The 18,302-nt window shown below is 68.4% G+C and carries 23 protein-coding genes; 12 read left to right on the forward strand and 11 right to left on the reverse strand.

Features of this window, described 5'->3' with window-relative positions:
- Positions 1-42: 42 nt before the first annotated feature.
- From IU449_RS14850 to IU449_RS14870, 5 genes are read left to right on the forward strand one after another with little or no spacing between them, the layout of a single operon-like run.
- Positions 43-1,014, forward strand: coding sequence for a DUF4129 domain-containing protein (locus IU449_RS14850; protein WP_195002700.1), 972 nt, complete (start codon positions 43-45; stop codon positions 1,012-1,014).
- Entirely contained in the window at positions 1,011-1,508 is a 498-nt protein-coding gene (locus IU449_RS14855) for a hypothetical protein (RefSeq protein ID WP_195002701.1), read from the forward strand. Before IU449_RS14850 ends, IU449_RS14855 begins: the two co-directional genes overlap by 4 nt.
- Positions 1,509-1,520: 12 nt before the next feature.
- The gene (locus tag IU449_RS14860) at positions 1,521-2,483 is read left to right on the forward strand and encodes an AAA family ATPase (RefSeq protein ID WP_195002702.1); all 963 of its coding nucleotides are present in this window, start codon (positions 1,521-1,523) and stop codon (positions 2,481-2,483) included.
- An 11-nt stretch (positions 2,484-2,494) separates the two neighbouring features.
- Positions 2,495-3,769, forward strand: coding sequence for a DUF58 domain-containing protein (locus tag IU449_RS14865; RefSeq protein WP_195002703.1), 1,275 nt, complete (start codon positions 2,495-2,497; stop codon positions 3,767-3,769).
- Complete coding sequence (locus tag IU449_RS14870; protein WP_195002704.1) at positions 3,766-4,224, forward strand: hypothetical protein; 459 nt, start codon at positions 3,766-3,768, stop codon at positions 4,222-4,224. The genes IU449_RS14865 and IU449_RS14870 overlap by 4 nt, the downstream gene beginning before the upstream one ends.
- Before the next feature lie 82 nt (positions 4,225-4,306).
- On the opposite strand, the gene IU449_RS14875 is transcribed toward IU449_RS14870, so the two are convergent.
- Together IU449_RS14875 and IU449_RS14880 are read right to left on the reverse strand one after the other, a co-directional pair.
- Positions 4,307-4,654 carry a zinc ribbon domain-containing protein YjdM gene (locus tag IU449_RS14875; RefSeq protein ID WP_195002705.1) on the reverse strand — a complete coding sequence of 116 codons (348 nt, stop codon included), beginning with the start codon at positions 4,652-4,654 and terminating at the stop codon, positions 4,307-4,309.
- Between the two features lie 41 nt (positions 4,655-4,695).
- The gene (locus IU449_RS14880; RefSeq protein ID WP_195002706.1) at positions 4,696-5,505 is read right to left on the reverse strand and encodes an alpha/beta fold hydrolase; all 810 of its coding nucleotides are present in this window, start codon (positions 5,503-5,505) and stop codon (positions 4,696-4,698) included.
- Between the two features lie 112 nt (positions 5,506-5,617).
- On the opposite strand from IU449_RS14880, the gene IU449_RS14885 reads away from it, so the two are divergent.
- Complete coding sequence (locus IU449_RS14885; protein WP_416382171.1) at positions 5,618-5,926, forward strand: Txe/YoeB family addiction module toxin; 309 nt, start codon at positions 5,618-5,620, stop codon at positions 5,924-5,926.
- Positions 5,927-5,959: 33 nt separating this feature from the next.
- On the opposite strand, the gene IU449_RS14890 is transcribed toward IU449_RS14885, so the two are convergent.
- Positions 5,960-6,820: a MaoC family dehydratase gene (locus IU449_RS14890; RefSeq protein ID WP_195002707.1), complete on the reverse strand. Its 861-nt coding sequence runs from the start codon at positions 6,818-6,820 to the stop codon at positions 5,960-5,962.
- 109 nt (positions 6,821-6,929) lie between these two features.
- The gene (kstD, locus tag IU449_RS14895) at positions 6,930-8,645 is read right to left on the reverse strand and encodes a 3-oxosteroid 1-dehydrogenase (RefSeq protein WP_195002708.1); all 1,716 of its coding nucleotides are present in this window, start codon (positions 8,643-8,645) and stop codon (positions 6,930-6,932) included.
- Positions 8,646-8,753: 108 nt separating this feature from the next.
- Here kstD and IU449_RS14900 point away from each other — a divergent pair, with 108 nt between their 5' ends.
- Complete coding sequence (locus IU449_RS14900) at positions 8,754-10,382, forward strand: FAD-binding protein (protein ID WP_195002709.1); 1,629 nt, start codon at positions 8,754-8,756, stop codon at positions 10,380-10,382.
- 73 nt (positions 10,383-10,455) lie between these two features.
- Here IU449_RS14900 and IU449_RS14905 read toward each other — a convergent pair whose 3' ends face one another.
- A complete protein-coding gene (locus IU449_RS14905) occupies positions 10,456-10,854 on the reverse strand; it encodes an ArsR/SmtB family transcription factor (RefSeq protein ID WP_195002710.1) in 399 nt (132 codons plus the stop codon).
- Complete coding sequence (locus tag IU449_RS14910) at positions 10,854-11,510, reverse strand: SRPBCC family protein (protein WP_195002711.1); 657 nt, start codon at positions 11,508-11,510, stop codon at positions 10,854-10,856. Before IU449_RS14910 ends, IU449_RS14905 begins: the two co-directional genes overlap by 1 nt.
- Positions 11,511-11,632: 122 nt before the next feature.
- On the opposite strand from IU449_RS14910, the gene IU449_RS14915 reads away from it, so the two are divergent.
- A complete protein-coding gene (locus IU449_RS14915; protein WP_195002712.1) occupies positions 11,633-11,836 on the forward strand; it encodes a type II toxin-antitoxin system VapB family antitoxin in 204 nt (67 codons plus the stop codon).
- A gap of 57 nt (positions 11,837-11,893) precedes the next feature.
- Here IU449_RS14915 and hsaB read toward each other — a convergent pair whose 3' ends face one another.
- The 4 genes from hsaB to hsaA are packed head-to-tail and all read right to left on the reverse strand — an operon-like array spanning position 11,894 to position 15,527.
- Positions 11,894-12,499 (reverse strand): 3-hydroxy-9,10-secoandrosta-1,3,5(10)-triene-9,17-dione monooxygenase reductase subunit, encoded by a 606-nt coding sequence (gene hsaB, locus IU449_RS14920; RefSeq protein ID WP_195002713.1) that lies wholly within the window; start codon positions 12,497-12,499, stop codon positions 11,894-11,896.
- Positions 12,500-12,546: 47 nt separating this feature from the next.
- Entirely contained in the window at positions 12,547-13,452 is a 906-nt protein-coding gene (gene hsaC, locus IU449_RS14925) for an iron-dependent extradiol dioxygenase HsaC (RefSeq protein ID WP_040794235.1), read from the reverse strand.
- 3 nt (positions 13,453-13,455) lie between these two features.
- A complete protein-coding gene (gene hsaD / locus IU449_RS14930; protein WP_195002714.1) occupies positions 13,456-14,364 on the reverse strand; it encodes a 4,5:9,10-diseco-3-hydroxy-5,9,17-trioxoandrosta-1(10),2-diene-4-oate hydrolase in 909 nt (302 codons plus the stop codon).
- Positions 14,364-15,527, reverse strand: a complete 1,164-nt coding sequence (gene hsaA / locus IU449_RS14935) for a 3-hydroxy-9,10-secoandrosta-1,3,5(10)-triene-9,17-dione monooxygenase oxygenase subunit (RefSeq protein ID WP_195002715.1) — start codon at positions 15,525-15,527, stop codon at positions 14,364-14,366. Before hsaA ends, hsaD begins: the two co-directional genes overlap by 1 nt.
- A gap of 198 nt (positions 15,528-15,725) precedes the next feature.
- Here hsaA and IU449_RS14940 point away from each other — a divergent pair, with 198 nt between their 5' ends.
- The 4 genes from IU449_RS14940 to IU449_RS14955 are packed head-to-tail and all read left to right on the forward strand — an operon-like array spanning position 15,726 to position 17,858.
- The gene (locus IU449_RS14940; protein WP_195002716.1) at positions 15,726-16,964 is read left to right on the forward strand and encodes a Rieske 2Fe-2S domain-containing protein; all 1,239 of its coding nucleotides are present in this window, start codon (positions 15,726-15,728) and stop codon (positions 16,962-16,964) included.
- Positions 16,964-17,296 (forward strand): hypothetical protein, encoded by a 333-nt coding sequence (locus tag IU449_RS14945; RefSeq protein WP_195002717.1) that lies wholly within the window; start codon positions 16,964-16,966, stop codon positions 17,294-17,296. The genes IU449_RS14940 and IU449_RS14945 overlap by 1 nt, the downstream gene beginning before the upstream one ends.
- Positions 17,297-17,346: 50 nt before the next feature.
- Positions 17,347-17,601, forward strand: coding sequence for a type II toxin-antitoxin system prevent-host-death family antitoxin (locus IU449_RS14950; protein ID WP_267468335.1), 255 nt, complete (start codon positions 17,347-17,349; stop codon positions 17,599-17,601).
- Positions 17,598-17,858 carry a Txe/YoeB family addiction module toxin gene (locus IU449_RS14955; protein ID WP_195002719.1) on the forward strand — a complete coding sequence of 87 codons (261 nt, stop codon included), beginning with the start codon at positions 17,598-17,600 and terminating at the stop codon, positions 17,856-17,858. Before IU449_RS14950 ends, IU449_RS14955 begins: the two co-directional genes overlap by 4 nt.
- Positions 17,859-17,874: 16 nt before the next feature.
- Here the strand turns inward: IU449_RS14955 and IU449_RS14960 are convergent, their stop codons facing one another.
- The gene (locus IU449_RS14960) at positions 17,875-18,285 is read right to left on the reverse strand and encodes a cupin domain-containing protein (protein WP_195002720.1); all 411 of its coding nucleotides are present in this window, start codon (positions 18,283-18,285) and stop codon (positions 17,875-17,877) included.
- Between the last annotated feature and the right edge of the window lie 17 nt (positions 18,286-18,302).

An 18,302-nucleotide genomic window follows, 5' to 3' on the forward strand; every position in this document is an offset into this window, starting at 1 on the left:
CAAGATGTGGCTGTTTCGGGGTGCTGACGGATGTGGTGGCAAATGATCGTGGTACGGGCGCATGTGCCGATATACCGCGTGATCGGGGCGGTCGCGTTGATCGCGGTCGCCACCGTTGCCCTGCGCGGGCACATCCCCGGCGCACCGGCCACCGAGGCGACCTCCGATTCCGGCCCGTCCGCGCTGACCGTCGCGGTGATGCCGGTGTTGCTGACCGTCTCCATCGTGGTCCTGCTGGCGGGCGTGCTGGCCAGTAAGCACCAGTTGCCGTTGAGCATGCCCGAACCCGAGCACGAGACAGAACCGCTGAATCTGCGGTGGAGCCGTGACTGGCTGATCGTGCCCGCCGCGCTCGCGGGACTCGGCGCGGTCCTGATGGCCGTCTCAGCCTTGTTCCTGGTACGGATCGGCGGTGGCGCTCCGGCGGCCCCGTCCGGCGTGGACGCGCCGTCCGGCGGTGAGCCGACGGGCACGCCCACCCTCGGTCCCGGCACGACCACCCAGCTCACCGGCGCGGAACTGCGGCTGGCGATCGTGGCCGCGGTGGTGCTGGTCGCGGTGGCCTGCCTCGGTCTGGTGGTCGTCGGTGTCACGGCTCGCCGCCCACCCGCGCCGAGCGCGCCCGCCGAACGACCCGCTCAGCCGACCGAAGAGGAATCGCTGGCCAGGGCCGCCGAAATGGGCCTGGCGGCGATGAACGCGCCCGGCCAGGATCCGCGCACCGCCATCATCGCCTGCTATGTCGCGATGGAACGAGGTCTGGCCTCGGATCGGACCGCCGCTCCGAAGGCCTCCGACACTCCGATGGAGGTATTGGCCCGCGCCTTCGCCAGCGGCAAGCTGCACGACGCCTCCGCCAGGGAACTGGTCGCCATGTTCGAGGAGGCCAGGTTCAGCCCGCACGCGATGCTCGAATGGCAGCGCATGCGCGCCGAGCAACTGCTGCGCGTCGTGCTCGCCGACCTGCAGGGCGCGACGCTGAGGAGCGTGGCAGCGCCGGGGGAGGGCGGATGAACCGCAATGCCGTGGCGGTGACCGCGATCGCGGCGGCGCTGCTGGTGGAGGCCGTCGCCTTCGTCAGGTGGCGCGAGGCGATGCTGCCGTTGGCCGCGCTGCCGGTCGCCTTCGCACTCGTCGCGCTGGCGTCGTCGTTACGTGAGCGTCGAGTCACCCAGTCGGACAACAGATCCGAGGAGATCGACAACGGCCCGGTCGAGATGCTGCGGCGCTGGCAGGCCAGGGCCGAGATGCTCGCCGCCCGCGCCGACGGCACCCGCGCCGACTGGGACCGCCACCTGCGTCCCCTGCTGGCCAAGGAATTCGAGCTGTCGGCGGGGACCAGGGTCGCCAAGAACCGCCGGGCGATGCAGGCCGCCGGGCTGCACCTGTTCGGGCCGGACCTGTGGCGCTGGGTCGACCCGACCGATTCCGAAGTTCGTGATCAGAGCACACCCGCACCGGGCAGGGCGACCCTGGACGAGATCCTGCACCGCCTGCAGAGAATGTGAGACGAGTTGAGCATGACCATGCCACTGGAGGCGACCGTTCAGCGCGCCGACGCGGTCCTGCGGGAACTGTCCCGCGTCGTCGTCGGCAAGCAGGAGGAGTTGCGGCTGATCATGATCGCCGTGCTCTCCGGCGGCCACGTCCTCATCGAGGATCTGCCGGGGCTCGGCAAGACGCTGATCGCCCGCTCGTTCGCCGCGGCGCTCGGCCTGGAATTCACCCGCGTGCAGTTCACCCCGGACCTGCTGCCCGCCGACCTGCTCGGCTCCACCATCTACGACATGAACTCCGGCCGGTTCAACTTCCGCCGCGGCCCGGTGTTCACCAATGTCCTGCTGGCCGACGAGGTCAACCGCACTCCACCCAAGACCCAGGCCGCGCTGCTGGAGGCGATGGCCGAGGGACAGGTCAGCATGGACGGCGAAACCTTCCCGCTGCCACAGCCTTTCATCGTGCTCGCCACCGACAACCCGATCGAGTACGAGGGCACCTATCCGCTGCCGGAGGCGCAGCTGGACCGCTTCGCCGTGCAGTTGCGGCTGGGCTATCTGTCCGAGCAGGACGAGACACAGATGATCCGGCGCAGGCTCGAACGCGGCTCGGTGCAGCCGGAGGTCAACCGGGTCGTCGACGCGCACACGCTGCTGGAGATGCGCCAGGCCGTCGAGTACGTCACGGTGCATCCGGATGTGGTCGGCTACGTGGTGGCGCTGGCGAGCGCGACCCGAGGGCATCCGCAGGTGGAGGTCGGTGCGAGCCCCCGTGCGGAATTGGACCTGGTGCAGATGGCGCGGGCCCGCGCACTGCTGCTCGGCCGCGACTACGTCATCCCCGAAGACGTGAAGGTGCTGGCCATCCCGGCGATGGCCCACCGCATCACGCTGCGTCCGGAGATGTGGGTGCGGCGGGTGCGCGGGGAGGATGTGATCGGCGAACTGCTGCGCAGGCTGCCGGTGCCGCGCGCCACCGCGACCTGAGGCGGGTGGGGATGAGACACCGTGATGCCGCCGCCACCGTCGAGGCCGAACTGCGTTGGCGGCCGGCCGCATTGGCGTACATGCTCGCCGGGTGCGCGGCGGTCGCCCTGCTGACGGCGGTGGTGTTCGCGCGCTGGCAGCCGGTGGTGTTCGCGGCGCCGCTGCTGGGGGTACTGGCCTCGGCGCCCTGGCAGCGTTCGCGCACGGTGATCGGCCTCGACGGCGGCGGCGTCCAGCGCTGTTTCGAAACCGAGCGGATGGAGTACTCGGTCGCGGCGTATGTGGAGTCGGGGTACGCGTTGCTTCGACTCGCGCCCGAGCCGTTGACCGGCCTGGACATCACCGTCGAGCAGGCAGGCGATTCCGGGGCCGGGCCGGCCGGACTTCGCCTGAGCCTGTCGGCCGCGCGGTGGGGCCGGTATCCGTTGTCGGTGCGCGTCACCGCCCTGAGCCCCTCGGGGTTGGCGACCGCGAGCGAGATTCTGCCCGCCGGACAGCTCTACGTGTATCCGGTGACCGACCCCCAGCGCATGCGGATGCCCAGAACCGAACTGCCCGAACGCCTCGGCACCCACCTCACCCGCAGGCACGGGCCCGGCGTCGAGTACGCCGACATCCGCGTGTACAGCCCCGGCGACCAGTTGCGCACGGTGAACTGGCCGGTCAGCGCCCGGCGCGGGCGGTTGTTCATCACCGAGCGCCTGACCAACCGCTCGGCCGATGTCGTCGTCCTGATCGACACCTCGCTGCAAGCCCCGGGCCCGGCCACCGACGCGCTGGAACTGTCGGTGCGCGGCGCGGCCCAGGTCGTCCAGTCCACCCTCTCGGCGGGCGACCGCACCGCCGTGGTCTGCCTCGGCGATCAGCCGCGCTGGCTGCGTCCCGACATCGGCCGCCGCCAGTTCTACCGCATCGTCGACACCGTGCTCGCCGTCGGCGACGAACACATCCCCACCACCGGCACCCTCGCCCCGCACGCCGCCGTCCCGCTCGGCGCGATCATCGTCGCCTTCTCCACCCTGCTCGACACGCAGTTCGCGCTCGCCCTGATCGATCTGCGCAAACGCGGGCACGTCGTGGTGGTGGTGGATGTGCTGCGCGGCACCCCCTTCCGCGACGAACTCGATCCCACCCTGGCCCGCATGTGGCATCTGGAGCGCGCCACCATGTACCGCGACATGGCCGCTGTCGGCGTCGACATCGTCGGCTGGTCGCAGGATGTGCGCCTCGACCAGGCCATGCGCCTGCTGCCCGCCCACCGCCGAAGCACCCGGATCCGCCGATGACCCGATTCCTCGCCGTCCTGGCCGGTGCCCTGCTCAGCGGGGGCGTGGCCCTGCTCTACGCGCCCGCCGCGCTGCCCGCGCTGATCCTCGTGGTGCTGGGCTGGTGGTTCCGCGCCGCCGCCGTCGCCGCTGTCCTGCTGGCACTCGCGGTCCTCACCCTCGCCGACGTCGGCGCGGTCGAGTCGGCCGCTCTCGGCTTGGTCGCGACCGCCTACCTGCTCAACGCCGCCACCGTCTCCGCCCCTTCCGGCGTCGTCCCCACCACCTTGCCGTCGGCTCTGGGCGCCATCGGTTTCACCGCCTGCGCCACCGCCGCGGCCCTGCTGCCGGTGCACCTCGCGTGGGCGCCCGCCCTCGCCCCGATCGTCGTCATCGCCCTGTACTACTCGGTGGTGCAGTCCCTGGCCCCTCGGCGACGCCCGACGCCACAGCAGGTGGACCCCGCTCTCGGATGACTCGCGGAACCCGGCTGCTCGAATCCGTGAGGAAGGGCGAGCGCGGGGAGTTCGTGCACGGACTCGGCTGCGCGCGGGTAGGTCAGACCTTCTTGACCACGCTGGATTTCAGCTGCATCGGGCCGATGCCGTCGACCTTGCAGTCGATGTCGTGGTCGCCGATCCCGGCGACCAGCCGGATGTTGCGGACCTTGGTGCCCGCCTTGATTCCGGTCGGGCTGCCTTTCACCTTCAGCGTCTTGATCACTGTCACGGTGTCGCCGTCGGACAGCACATTGCCGACGGCATCCCGGATCACCCCGTCCTCGGCGGTGTCATCCCCGGCAGCCGCGGTCCATTCGTGCGCGCATTCGGGGCAGACGAGCAGCGCGCCCATCTCATAGGTGTATTCGCAGGAGCAGGCGGGGCAGGGTGGGAGTTCCGCGGTCATCGCCGGATGTCCTCTTTCGGTGGTCGTCTCGGGGGCTGGGCTCAGCGGCCCAGCAGGAAGTCGATGATCGTGCGGTTGACCTCGTCAGGCCGTTCCAGATAGCCGTAGTGGCCGCAGCGCTCGATCTCGACGTAACGGGAGCCGGGGATGGCCGCGGCCACCTCCCGGCCGAGGAACGCCGGGGCCATGCGGTCGTCGGCGAATCCGACGACCAGGCTCGGGGCGGTGATCCCCGCGTACGCGGCGAGCCGGTCTTGCGACCGGTCCATCCCCAGCTGGGCGCGCACGCCCGCGGACGGTGACGCGGAGGCGCCGAACTCGAAGATGTCGAGCCACTCCTGGGCCTTGGCGGGGTCCTGCACGGTGTGCGGGGAGAGGTTGAGCATCGTCTTGATCGCCGCCGCGTATTCGGGCGGCAGTTGGACGCGCTTGTCGTGCAATGCCTGCTCGCCCAGATTCAGTGTGCGCGCGAGCGGATGCTGACGGCCGACGGTGGCGAGCATGACCGCCTTGCGCACGAGTTCGGGGCGGGCCAGCGCCAGCTCCTGCACCACCCGCGCGCCCATCGAAGTGCCCACCACGTGCGCGGGGCCGCCGCCGAGGTGTTCGATCAGCGCGGCCGTGTCGTCGACCAGGTCCTCCACGCGCATGCCGCCTGCGCACTCGGCCGAGGGCGCGATACCGCGGTTGTCCATGGTCGCGACCCGGAATCCGGCCGCGACCAGCGCGGGCACCTGATAGGTGCGCCATACTCGTCCGGGACTGCCTGCTCCCATGACCATCACGACCAGCGGCCCCGTGCCGCTCACGTCGTAGCTGAGGGCGATCCCGTTGAGGGTGGCTATGGGCATGGTCCTTCTTTCGCGCGGGGGAGGCCGGCGGGCATTCCCACTATCGGCGTGCCCGTCCATCTGATTGCATGATTTCTAAACTAGAAACACAATCATTCTAAAGGAGGCACCCGTGACCGCGCGCTTCGCGTCGGCCCTGATGAGTGAGCGCAAGGTGGTGTTCACCGGATACGGCTGGGAGACCTACTCTTCCTGGCCGACTCGTGATCGCACGGTCTCGAGGGCCGCGAACAAACAGATCGCGGTCGCGCTCATCGACCCATTCAAGGGGGGCAAGCCCGAGCCGCTCAGGCATCACTTGTCCGGCCAATGGTCGCGCAGGATCACGCGCGAACATCGACTGGTGTATCAGGTGGCCGAGACCGAAATCGTGATCGTCGCCGTGGGCGGGCACCAGGACGAATATCCGAAGGACGAATAGCCGAAGTGCCCGCCCACCGCGAGGACCTGTGGTCTAGCGGAATGTCAGGCTGACGTCGTTCAAGACCGGTGCGTCGTCGCGCTCGACGGCGGTGGCGGCGATGGTCAATTCGCCATCGCCGCGCCAGATTCGGGCGCGGATGGTCTCGCCCGGGTAGAGGACGCCGGCGAAGCGGGCGCGGTAACCGGTGACGCGGGTCGCGTCGGAATCCAGCACGTTGTCGGTGGTCGCCTTGCAGACCAGGCCGTAGGTGCACAGGCCGTGCAGGATCGGGTTGGGGAATCCGGCGGCCCGGGCGAAGGTGGGGTCGGAGTGCAAGGGGTTGCGGTCGCCGAGCATGCGGTAGAGCAGGGCCTGCTGGGGGAGGGTCGGGATGAGCAGCTCGAGATCCGGGTCCCGTTCGGGGAGTTCGGCTTTCGTGCTCGGGCCGCGTTCGCCGCCGAAACCGCCCTCGCCCTTGGCGAAGATCGAGGAGCGGGTGGTCCACAGCGGTTCGCCGTCGGAGCCGGTGATGGTGTGCTCCTGCACGATCACCGCCGCCGAGCCCTTGTCCCACAGTTCGCTGACCCGGCCGGTGCTGGTCGCCTTGCCCGAGGCCGGGATCGGCCGGTGCACGTGAACTTCCTGGTGCGCGTGCACGACCTTGGCCAGGTCGATGTCGATGCCGGGGAAGCTCACCTTCGGCGGTTCGGTCTCGTGCAGCGTCTGGGCGACGGTGGCGAAGCTGGGCAACACCTGGGGTTCGCGGTCGTCGAGGTAGCGCAGCTCGGCCTGGTCGGTCCAGCGCGCGCCCGCGCCGAGACCCAGGTGGTAGAGCTGCACGTCGGAAGGGGTCCAGGCGAACTCCCGCGTGGGCAGCTCGGCCCCGAGCGCGACGGACGGATCGATGGGCATCGGATGGTCTCCTCGTGAAGCGGTGGATGGATGGGCCCTGCCTGCCGGTCATCCTGCGTCGCGAGCCCCGGTGCTGGGAACACCGGAGCCCACCGAGCGGACGTCCTGTTCAGACCTGGGCCGAAGCGGTGGCCGCCTGCGCCTTCTTGCGTTCGACGATGTCGAGCACCGACAGGTAGCCGAAGGCGATGGCGGGGCCGATGGTCGCGCCGGGGCCTGCGTAGGTGTGACCCATGACCGGGGTCGAGCAGTTGCCGGAGGCGTAGAGGCCGGGGATGGTGGTGCCGTCCTCGCGCAGCACGCGACCGGAGGAGTCGGCGACCAGACCGCCCTTGGTGCCGAGGTCGCCCGGCACGATCTTCGCGGCGTAGAACGGCCCCTGCGAGATCTCGGCCAGGCACGGGTTGGGCTTGACCGTCGGGTCACCGTAGTAGCGGTCGTAATGGCTGTCGCCGCGCCCGAAGTCGGCGTCCTTGCCGGTCTCGGCGAAGGAGTTGAAGCGCTGCACGGTCGCGGCCAGGTTCTGCGCGGGCACGCCGATGACGCCCGCGAGCTCCTCGAGGGTGGCTGCCTTGACGATGTTGTCGTTCTCCATCCAGCGAGACGGGATTTTCATACCCGGCTGCAGCCCGGCGAAGATGTAGCGGTCGCGGTAGCGCTGGTCGAACACCAGCCAGGCCGGGATGTTCTCGCCCGGCCCCTCGCCTTGGCCGTACTCGCCGCCGTACATGGTGTGCACGGCCTCCACATACGGGGCGGACTCGTTGCCGAACCGCTTGCCCTGGGAGTTGACCATGATGCTGCCGGGCAGATTCCGCTCGGCCAGCGCGAACCACGGCTTGCCGTTCTTGAACACCGTCGGCCCCCACCACGCGTCTTCCATGAAGCCCACGTCGGCGCCCAGCTCCATGCCCGCCAGGATGCCGTCGCCGGTGTTGGCGGCCGCGCCCGTCGTCCATTCGGTGGTGATCGGCGCGCGCTGGTACTTCTCGCGCATCTCGGCGTTGTGCTCGAAGCCGCCGCTGCCCAGCACCACGCCGTAGCGCGCGGAGAACACCGTCGGCTTGCCATCGTGCAGCGCCTCCACGCCGGTCACCACGCCGTCGGTGACGACGAGCTTGGTCATCGGCGTCTCGAGCAGCACCGGCACGTCGGCGTCGAGCAGGCCCTTGCGCATGGCGGCGATGATCGCCCGGCCCATACCGACGATTTCCTTGCCGGTGAATTTCGCCAGGTAGGTGCGCGCGCCGACGCGCAGCGCCCGCATCATGCCCTTCGGGTGGCGGCGGATCAGATTCAGCCGCACGAAGTCGGCCTGCATGACCACGACATTCAGCGGAGCCTTGGCATACGGCGGCTCCAGCTTGTCCTTCTCCGCGCCGAGGACCTTCAGGTCGAACGGCTTGGGCTCGCAGGAACGGCCTTGGCCGAGACCGCCGGGAGCCTCCGGGTAGTAGTCGGAGTAGCCGGGCACCCACTTCATCTTCAGCGGGGTGTGGTCGAGCACGAAGTCGAAGGCCTCCGCGCCGCGGTCGATGTAGGTGTCGATCCGGTCCTTGGGCACCACGTCGCCGATGATGCTGTGCAGGTAGGTGCGCGCCTGCTCACGGTCGTCGGGGCGGCCCGAGGCGAGCAGCGCCTTGTTGCCGGGAATCCACACGCCGCCGCCGGAGCGGGCGGTCGAGCCACCGTAGTGCGCTGCCTTCTCGAGGACGACGACCCGCAGTCCGTGATGGGCGGCGGTGAGGGCGGCGGTCATGCCTGCGGCGCCGCTACCGACGACCACCACGTCGTAGCTGTGTGGGTCAAGAACCGGATCAGTCATGTAGAACACGTTATAGAATGGACGCGCCGTTGGTCTATGTTGACAGGCAGAAGAGTTTTCTTACGTCCCATCAGCCGGGACAACTTGTTTCAGTTCGGAGTGAAGTGCATGGGCTTGGACGCTGGACTCACCGCTGATGTCACCGCGGATGTCATCGTGATCGGATTCGGCGCGGCGGGCGCCTGCGCGGCGCTGGAAGCGGCGGCCACCGGAGCGGACGTGCTGGTATTGGAACGGTTCGCGGGTGGCGGCACCTCGGCGCTGTCGGGCGGGATCATCTACGCGGGTGGCGGCACCGCTGTGCAGCGCGCGGCCGGGGTGCAGGATTCGCCGGAGCAGATGCTGGCCTACCTGCGCCGCGAGGTCGGGGACGCGGTGTCGCCGGAGACGTTGCGGCGCTTCGTGGACGAGAGCCCGGCGATGATCGACTGGCTGTCCGGTCACGGCGTCCCGTTCGACGCCTCCCTGTGCCCGTACAAGACCTCGTATCCGAACGACAAGTACTACCTCTACTACAGCGGCAGCGAGGTCTCCGGCTACGGCCGTGAGGTGGCGGTGCCCGCTCAGCGGGGCCATCGCGTCAAGGGGCGTGGCACCTCCGGCAAGAAGATGACCGCGCCGCTCATCGCCTCCGCGCTGCGCAACGGCGTGCGCGTCGAATACCTCACCGCGGCCACCCGACTGCTCACCGATGCCGACGGCGCGGTGATCGGCGTCGAGTGCCGGACGCTGCGCGACGCCCCGGCCCGGGTGCGGTCGCGCTATCACCGGCTGGCCGCGATCGCCGCCAAGCCGGGCATCTACTACCCGCCGTTGCGCAAAGCCCTGATGCGTCAGCTCGACGCGCTCGACCGTCGCTACGGCACCACCCTCCGGGTGCGGGCCGGACGCGGCGTCGTCGTGAGCGCGGGCGGTTTCATCTCCAACCGGGAGATGGTGCATCAGCACGGCCCGCAATACCGGCACGGCCTGGAACTGGGCAGTATGGGCGACGACGGCAGCGGCATCCTGATGTCGCAGCAGGTCGGCGCCGCCACCGATCGGATGGGCAATATCTCGGCGTGGCGGTTCATCCTGCCGCCGAGCAGTTTCACCGGCGCGCTGCTGGTCGACGCCCGCGGCCGCCGGGTGATCGACGAGACCCGCTACGGCGCGGCCGTCGGCCACCTGCTGGTCAACCATCACGACGGCCAAGGCTGGGTGCTCGCCGACGACGAACGCATGCGCACCGCGATCCGGAAGGTCCGCACCGAGTCCGCCTGGTTCCAGCGCGCCCAGTTCGAAGTCATGCGCCGCAACGCCAAACGCGGCGACACCCTCGAGGCCGTGGCACGGGCGGCGGGCATCGATCCGGCCGGGCTGCGCGCCACCGTCGAAGAGCACAACGCGGCGATCGCCGCCGGCGCGCCCGACCCGGTCGGCAAACCGGCCGAATTCACCGAATCGGTCCGCGGCGGCCCGTACTGGTTGCTGGATGTCGGCATCAAGCCGAGCCTCACCAATCCCTGCCCGATGCTCACCCTCGGCGGAGTGGTCGTGGACGAGACCACCGGAGCGGTGACTTCGACCGCCGGCCTGCCGATCCCCGGTCTGTTCGCGGCGGGCCGCACCGCCGTCGGCATCTGCTCGGACTCCTACGTCAGCGGACTGTCGCTCGCCGACGCCGTGTTCTCCGGCCGCCGCGCCGGACGGCACGCGGCGCGCGTGCCCGAACAGGCCGCAGTGGAAGGACCCTAGGGCCTCACCGGGGACTCCCGGACGTGCGCGGGTCGACCTCTGCGGCAGCTGGGCATCGCCTGACCTCTGCGACTCAGGCTCCGTGAGCGTCCCGGCGGAACTCGTCCATGCTTCCCGTCCGGGTGCGGCGGGCGTGTTTGCCTCGGGCGACCTCGGTGGCCAGAGCGTCCAACGGCTGGCCGAATCCGTATAGCGGATCGAGTAGACCGGTGAGCCAGGTACGAGCGGTCTCGATGCCGCTCGGATCGAGGGCGTAGAGGCGGCGGGTGCCTTCGGCGCGCACCGTGACCAGCCCGGCGTCGCGCAGCACCTTCAGATGCTGGGAGACGCCGGGCTGAGAGATCGAGGCGTGTTGCTGGACGGCCGCCACCAGCTCGCCCGCGGGGCGTTCGCCGACCGCGAGCAGGGTGAGGATGTGGCGGCGCAGGGGATCGCCGAGCGCCTCGAAGATCTTCGCCGGAGGAACCGCCATCAGGACTCGGCGCCCGCCTCGGGCTCGGTCGTGTAGAAGACGATGGTCTGCTCGGCGGCGGTGTGCGCGGCGGTGGGGTCGTCGCCGTCGGCGACGGCCGCGTCGGCCCAGCCTTCGGCGGCGGTGCGGATGAAGGTCAGGCCCTCGGGGGTGGTGTGCAGGCTCATGGCCACCTCGGGGTCGACGGCCTCGCCGGTCTCGACGTGCATGGCCAGGCCCAGTAGCGCCAGATCCCAGCCGACGCCGACGGCGCCGGGCCCGAACTGCTCCCACATCTGCGGGTCCACCGGCGCCTCGTGCACCAGCTCGAGCTGCGTTCCGCTGCCCTCCGGGCTCAGCGTCACCGTCAGCCAGGACATGTGTCCGCCGAACTCCCAGGTCACCGCGAACCGCTGCGGTTCCTGGCATTCCTCGACGACGCCACCCGCATTGCCCTCGAGCTGATACCGCCCGCCGACTTCCAGCTCCCCGCTCACCGGCAGGAACCATCGCGGCAGTCGCTCCGCGCTGGTCAGCGCCTCCCAGAGATCCTTCTGGCCGGTCGGATACGTTCGCCGGGCCACCGCGATCCGGGTGGAGTTCCCGTCCCGCGAGCCCGTGCGGATTTCCCTGGTCACCAGTCCGGCCGCAGCGGCCGGGTCCGTCAGTAGTGGCACGTCAACCTCCTTTGATAAGTTTCAACTTATAAAGTACACCTTGTTCTGCCGGTTGGGTTGTGCACCGGGTACTGATCGAGGCAGACATTCGCGGAACCAGCGGGCCGCACAGCGGAAGTGAGGTGCGAATCGTGATCGATCCGGATGAATCTGCGCTCGCCGGGGCAGCCGAGATATTCGGTACCACGAGTGACGGCACGGTCCGTGCCGCGCTCGAGGACGCGGTCAAACGCCGTAAGCGGCAGTCATTCCTCGACTGGCTCGCTGACGGCGGACTGCCGGACCTGACCGGGGACGCTCAGCCGAAAGGTCGAAGCGCCTCCTGACAGCGCAACGCCCCGGATCGACGGGGCGACTCCGGGGCATGCGGAACAGAGCGGGACCTATAACCAGGTGTCCAGCGTGGTGGTGGTGAGGAAGTGCTCGAGATCCGCGCGCCAGGGGGCGGGCGTGGTCTTCTCCGGTTCGATGGCGGTGTACTGACCGCGATAGAACAGCAGCGGGCGGCCGGAATCGGTGGATTCCGACAGCGAGAGCACGCGGCCGATGACGATGTAGTGATCACCGCCGTCGACCACGCTGTCCACCCGGCATTCGATGGTGGCCAGCGCGTCGTCGAGGGCGGGCAGGCCGAGTTCGGTGGTGCGCCAGGGCACACCGGCGAACTTGTCCTCCTCCCTGGAGCCGAAGCGCGCGCAGACCGGCTGCTGCGCCTCGGCCAGGATGTTGACGCAGAAGCGCCCGGACTTCTCGATCGCCGCCCAGGAGCGCGAGCCCTTGGTGGGGCAGAACAACACCAGGGGCGGGTCCAGGGACAGGGCGGCGAACGACTGGCAGGCGAAGCCGATCGGCGGCGCGCTGTCCCCATCGGAGCTGTCGCCGAAGGTGGTGATGACGGTGATACCTGTGCAGAACTGCCCGAGCACGGTGCGGAACTGCCTGGGATCGATCACCGGATTCCCGTCGGTGGTCACTGTCGTCGTCTCCATCGTGATTCGCCGTCCTGTCCACTGGATCGGATCGCCGCAGGGCGGCATTACTCCGGGCGCATGCCCACCGAGAAGTCGTGGCCCCACAGGCTGACCGCCGTGGATTCCCGCGCGATCCAGTCGTCGTCCTCGACTTCCAACCCCTCGCAACCGAATTCGACGTCGAAACCACCCGGCGTCTTCATGTAGAACGAGAGCATCTTGTCGTTGACATGCCTGCCCAGGGTGGCCGACATCTTGACCTTCTTGCGCAGCGCGCGGTCCAGCGCCAGGCCCACGTCGTCGGCGTTCTCCACCTCGATCATGAGATGAACGATGCCGCTGGGGGTGGGCATCGGCAGGAACGCCAGCGAGTGATGGCGCGGGTTGCAGCCGAAGAAGCGCAGCCAGGCCGGTTCTCCGTCGGCGGGACGGCCCATCATCTGCGGCGGCAGCCGCATGGAGTCGCGCAACCGGAAGCCGAGCACATCGCGGTAGAACTCGAGGGCAGCCTGATCGTCGGAGGTGCTGAGCACGACGTGGCCCAGGCCCTGTTCCTCGGTGACGAAGCGGTGACCGTAGGGGCTCACCACGCGCCGATGTTCCAGTGCCACACCGTGGAACGCCTCGAGGGTGTTGCCGGAGGGGTCCTCGAAGCGGATCAGCTCGTAGACCCGCCGGTCGGCCTTCTCCGCGTCGGTGCCTTCCTTGTAGGCCACGCCCGCGCGATCGAGACGGTCGCGAATGTCCTGCAGTTCGGCGGCATTCGCGGTCTCCCAGCCGGAGACCAGCAGTCGGTCGCTCTCGCCGGGCACGATCACCAGGCGGGCGGGGAACTCGTCCATCCGCAGGTAGAGGGATTCGGGGTCGCTGCCCTTGCCCTCCACCATGCCGAGCACCTTCAGACCGTAGTCACGCCAGGCCGCCATGTCGGTGGCCTGGATGCGCAGGTAGCCGAGCGAACGGATACCCATGACTCATCCCTCCTTGCCCACACCGGACAGGAAATCCGTGGTGAGCCGGTTGAATTCGTGGAACTTCTCCAGCTGCGCCCAGTGCCCGCAGCCGCCGAACACGTGCAGCTGCACGCGCGGGATCATCTTGGTGGCCACGATGGCACCGTCGAGCGGGTTGACCCGATCCTCGCGGCCCCAGACCAACAGCACCGGTTGACGCAGCTTGTAGGCGTCGCGCCAGAGCATGCCGAGCTCGAAGTCCGGGCCGGCGAAGGACTTGCCCATCGCGCGGGTCGCGGCCAGCGCCTCGGGGGTGTTGGCCGAGGCGAAGCGCTCGTCGATCAGCTCGTCGGTGATCAGCTTCTGATCGAAGACCATGATGCGCAGGAACGCCTCGAGGTTCTCGCGCGTCGGCTGGAAGTTGAAGCGCGAGAGCAGCTTCACCCCCTCGGTCGGGTCCGGCGCGTAGGCGTTCATGCTCAGGCCGCCGGGGCCCATCAGCACCAGCTTGCCCGCGCGATCCGGGTAGTCCAGCGCGAAGCGGGTGGCCGCGCCGCCGCCGAGCGAGTTGCCCAGCAGGTGCACCCGGTCGGTGACGCCGAGAGTGTCGAGCAGGTCTTTCAGTGCCGACGCCGAGTGCGCGAAGTACTGCGGATGGTCGACGGGCTTGTCCGACTGCCCGAATCCGGGCTGATCCACCGCGAGCACGTGGAAATTCTGCGCCAGCACCGGGATGTTGCGGGCGAAATTCGACCAGGACGAGGCGCCGGGGCCACCGCCGTGCAGGAGCACGATGGTGGGGCCGTTGCCGACGCCCGCCTCGTGGTAGTGCAGTTTCAGGTCGGGGCGGACCTGGGCGAACCGGGAGGTCGACTCGAAGGTGATCTCGGCGGTCGTCTCGGCGGCTGTCTGCGCGGGAGCTGAGGCCATCACACCATCCCGTCGGTGATCGGCAGACCGAATTCGTGCGTGCCGTACATGACGTAGGCGCGCTCGGGATCGTTGGCGGCGTGCACCCGGCCCGCGTGCGCGTCACGCCAGAAGCGCTGCAGCGGCGTGCCGTTGGTCAACGCGGTGGCGCCGGAGGCCTCGAACAGCTTGTCGATGGAGGCGATGGCCCGGCCGGTGGCCCTGACCTGGTCGCGCCGCGCCCGCACACGCAGATCCAGCGGAATGTCCTTGCCCGCCACGAGCAGGGCGTATTCGTCGGCGACATTGCCCGACAGCTGACGCCAGGCGGCGTCGATATCGCTGGAGGCCTCGGCGACGCGCACCTTGGTGAACGGGTCGTCCTTGGCCTTCTCGCCCGCGTAGGCGGCGCGCACCCGCTTGCCCTGGTGCTCGACGTGCGCGGCGTAGGCGCCGTAGGCCATACCGACGATCGGGGCGGAGATGGTGGTGGGATGGATGGTCCCCCACGGCATCTTGTAGACCGGGTCGGTATTGCGCTCGAGGCCGGGCGAGGCGAGCTCGTTCATGGCGCGGAAGCTCAGGAAGCGGTGCTTGGGCACGAAGACCTCGTCGACGTGCACGGTGTTGGAGCCGGTGCCGCGCAGGCCGACCACATTCCACACGTCGTCGATGCGGTATTCCGAGCGCGGGATCAGGAAGCTGCCGAAGTCGACCGGCTTGCCGTCCTTGATCACCGGGCCGCCGACGACCACCCAGGTCGCGTGATCGGCACCCGAGGACCAGGCCCACGCGCCCTTGACGATGTAGCCGTCGTCGACCGCGGTGCCGATGCCCATCGGGGCGTAGGAGGAGGAGATGCGGACATCGGTGTCCTCGCCCCACACCTCTTCCTGGGCCTGCTGATCGAACAGTGCCAGGTGCCAGTTGTGCACGCCGATGATGCCGGCCACCCAGCCGGTCGAACCGCATGCCGAGGCCAACGTGCGGACGGTGTCGTAGAAGACGACCGGGTCGGCGGCGTAGCCACCCCACTGCTTGGGCTGCAGCAGTCGGAAGAAGCCGGTCTCCTGGAGAGACTTGATGCTTTCCTCGGGAATGCGCCGCAGATCCTCTGCCTCCTGCGCGCGCTCGCGCAGGGTCGGCAACAGCGCTTCGACCCGTTCGGTCACTTCTTGCGTCATCTCGGACCTGCTCCTGCCTGGTCGGATTGGTAACCGGTACTCATTTGCCTTCGAGACTAGAACACGTTCTTATTTATGTCGAGAAGTGGGACTCTTTGCAGGTCTACTAATGACCTTTGGTACCAAACCATGCCGATCGCTGGCGTGGAACGGGACATTTTTGTAACGTGTTCTAGTACCGAAGGAGGAGGAATCGCGATGGGAGTTACCCCGAGCAACGGGCCAGGTGGTGCCGGTGCGCGCGGTGGAGCCAAAGTCAGGGAGCTCGATGTGGGCACTACGCCCACCCGGTACGCGCGTGGCTGGCACTGCCTCGGGCTGGCCAAGGACTTCCGCGACGGCAAGCCGCACTCGGTGAAGGCCTTCGGCACCAAGCTCGTGGTCTGGGCCGACAGTGCGGGCGAGCTGCGCGTGCTCGACGCCTACTGCAGGCATATGGGCGGCGACCTGAGTATGGGCGAGGTCAAGGGCGACGAGATCGCCTGCCCGTTCCACGACTGGCGCTGGTCGGGTGAGAACGGCAAGTGCACCTCGATTCCGTACGCGCGTCGTGTGCCGCCGCTGGCCCGCACCCGCAAGTGGACCACCCTCGAACGCAACGGTCAGTTGTACGTCTGGCACGACCACGAAGGCAACCAGCCGCCGGAAGACGTGACCATACCGTTCATCGAGGGGCCGTACGCGACCGCCGACGGCACGCCCACCGACGGTCTGGACGGCAACTGGACCGAGTGGACCTGGAACAGGATCGAGATCGACGGCGCCAACTGCCGCGAGATCATCGACAACGTCGTCGACATGGCCCACTTCTTCTACATCCACTACGCCTACCCGACGTATTTCAAGAACGTCTTCGAGGGGCACGTGGCCACCCAATTCCTGGAGACCAAGGGTCGCCCGGACGTGGGTATGGCGGCCAAGTACGGCGGCGAGACGCTGCTCAAATCCGAAGCGTCCTACTTCGGGCCGTCCTACATGATCAATCCGCTGGTCAACATCTACGGCGGCTACGAGATCAAGGTCGTGCTGATCAACTGCCATTACCCGGTCACGCAGGATTCGTTCGTCCTGCAATACGGCTTGACAGTGGAGAAGCCGAAGGGTCTCGACGACGAGACCGCGACCAAGCTCGCCCAGACGATGACCGAGTTCTTCGGCACCGGCTTCCTGCAGGATGTCGAGATCTGGAAGCACAAGTCCAAGGTCGAGAACCCGCTGCTGTGCGAGGAAGACGGCCCGGTGTATCAGCTGCGCCGCTGGTACGAGCAGTTCTACGTGGACGCGGCAGACGTGACCGAGAAGATGACCCAGCGCTTCGAGTTCGAGGTGGACACCACCAAGGCGAACGAGGCGTGGGAGGCCGAAGTGGCAGAGAACCTGCGCCGCAAGCGCGAGGCCGAAGCCGCCGAGGCGGAGAAGTCCGAGGCCGGAGTCTGATGACCGCGAGCTGGGCCAAGGCGCCGGACTTCGCCGATCAGCCCGCGCGGCGGGCGGCGGTGCAGGCCCAGACCGCGCTGGACAAACAGCACTATCTCGACGACGGTATGACACCCCTGCAATGCCAGGGGTGTCATACCCGCGTCCTGGTGCGCAAATACAGCACGCACCAGACCTCGGTCCAGTGGACCGAACCGCCGGAGGCTCACTGCCCGGTCTTCGCCGGGCTGGCGGAGAAGGGGGCCGGTCCTGGTAGGCCCGAAGGTTGTGCCCAATTGGAGAAGACCATCAAATGGGCGGTGGACGAGGGCGTGCTGGAGGTTCCGGAGTAGGCCTGCCCCTTTTCTGTACGTAATAACGTACACTCGGTGTTATGCAACCGATGAGTATTACCGAGGCGCGCGCCAACCTGGCGGCTGTACTCGATCGGGTGACCGATGACTTGGAAGAAGTCGTCATCACCCGAGCGGGTCATGAACCAGCTGTGGTCATCTCGCTGCGCGAATACGAAGCCCTGAAGGAAACGGCGTACCTGCTCGGCACGCCGGCCAACGCCCGTCATCTGGAGCGTTCACTCGCTGAGCATCGAGGCGGGGAGGCAGTCGCGCACGAACTGATTCCCGTGGACGACGAGTGAAGATCACGTTCACATCGGCTGCCTGGGAGGACTACCTCTGGTGGCAGGCCCAGGACCGGCAGGTTCTGAAGCGCCTCAACCGACTGATCGACGACATCTCTCGCAACGGCCATGAAGGCATCGGGAAACCGGAGCCGTTGCGCCAGAACCTCTCCGGGTACTGGTCCAGACGGGTGACCAGCGAACACCGTGTCGTCTACGCCATCGAAGACGACACGGTGATCATCGTCGCCTGTCGCTTCCACTACGGAGAGTGATCGCCGGGGGGAGCGATCAATCGAGCCGGAAGTCGGCGAAGTCGAAACCCGGCGCGACGACGCAGCTCACCAGGACGTGCCGGTCGTCAAGGGGTCGGGCCGACTGGCTGATGCCGCCCGGCACGATCACCTGCGGCTGCTGGCCCGCCGCGAGATCTGGGCCGAGAACGACCTGGCGTTCACCGATCTCGAGCACGAGCGGACCGCCGTCGTGCCAGAACCACAGTTCGTCCGAGCGGACCGTGTGCGGTGCGGAGTGTTCGCCGGGCATCAGCAGGAACAGGATCGCGGTGGCGGCGGCGCGCGGGCCGGGATAGCCGTTCGGGGTGAATTCGACAGGACTGCGCCAGGTTTCGCGGTACCAGCCCCCTTCGGGGTGCGGGCGTAGGTCGAGAGCGGCGGCCGGGGCCGGACGATCATCGGTCATCGTCCGACTTTAGGCCG

This window comes from Nocardia higoensis, assembly GCF_015477835.1.
In the GTDB taxonomy this organism is placed as follows: domain Bacteria; phylum Actinomycetota; class Actinomycetes; order Mycobacteriales; family Mycobacteriaceae; genus Nocardia; species Nocardia higoensis_A.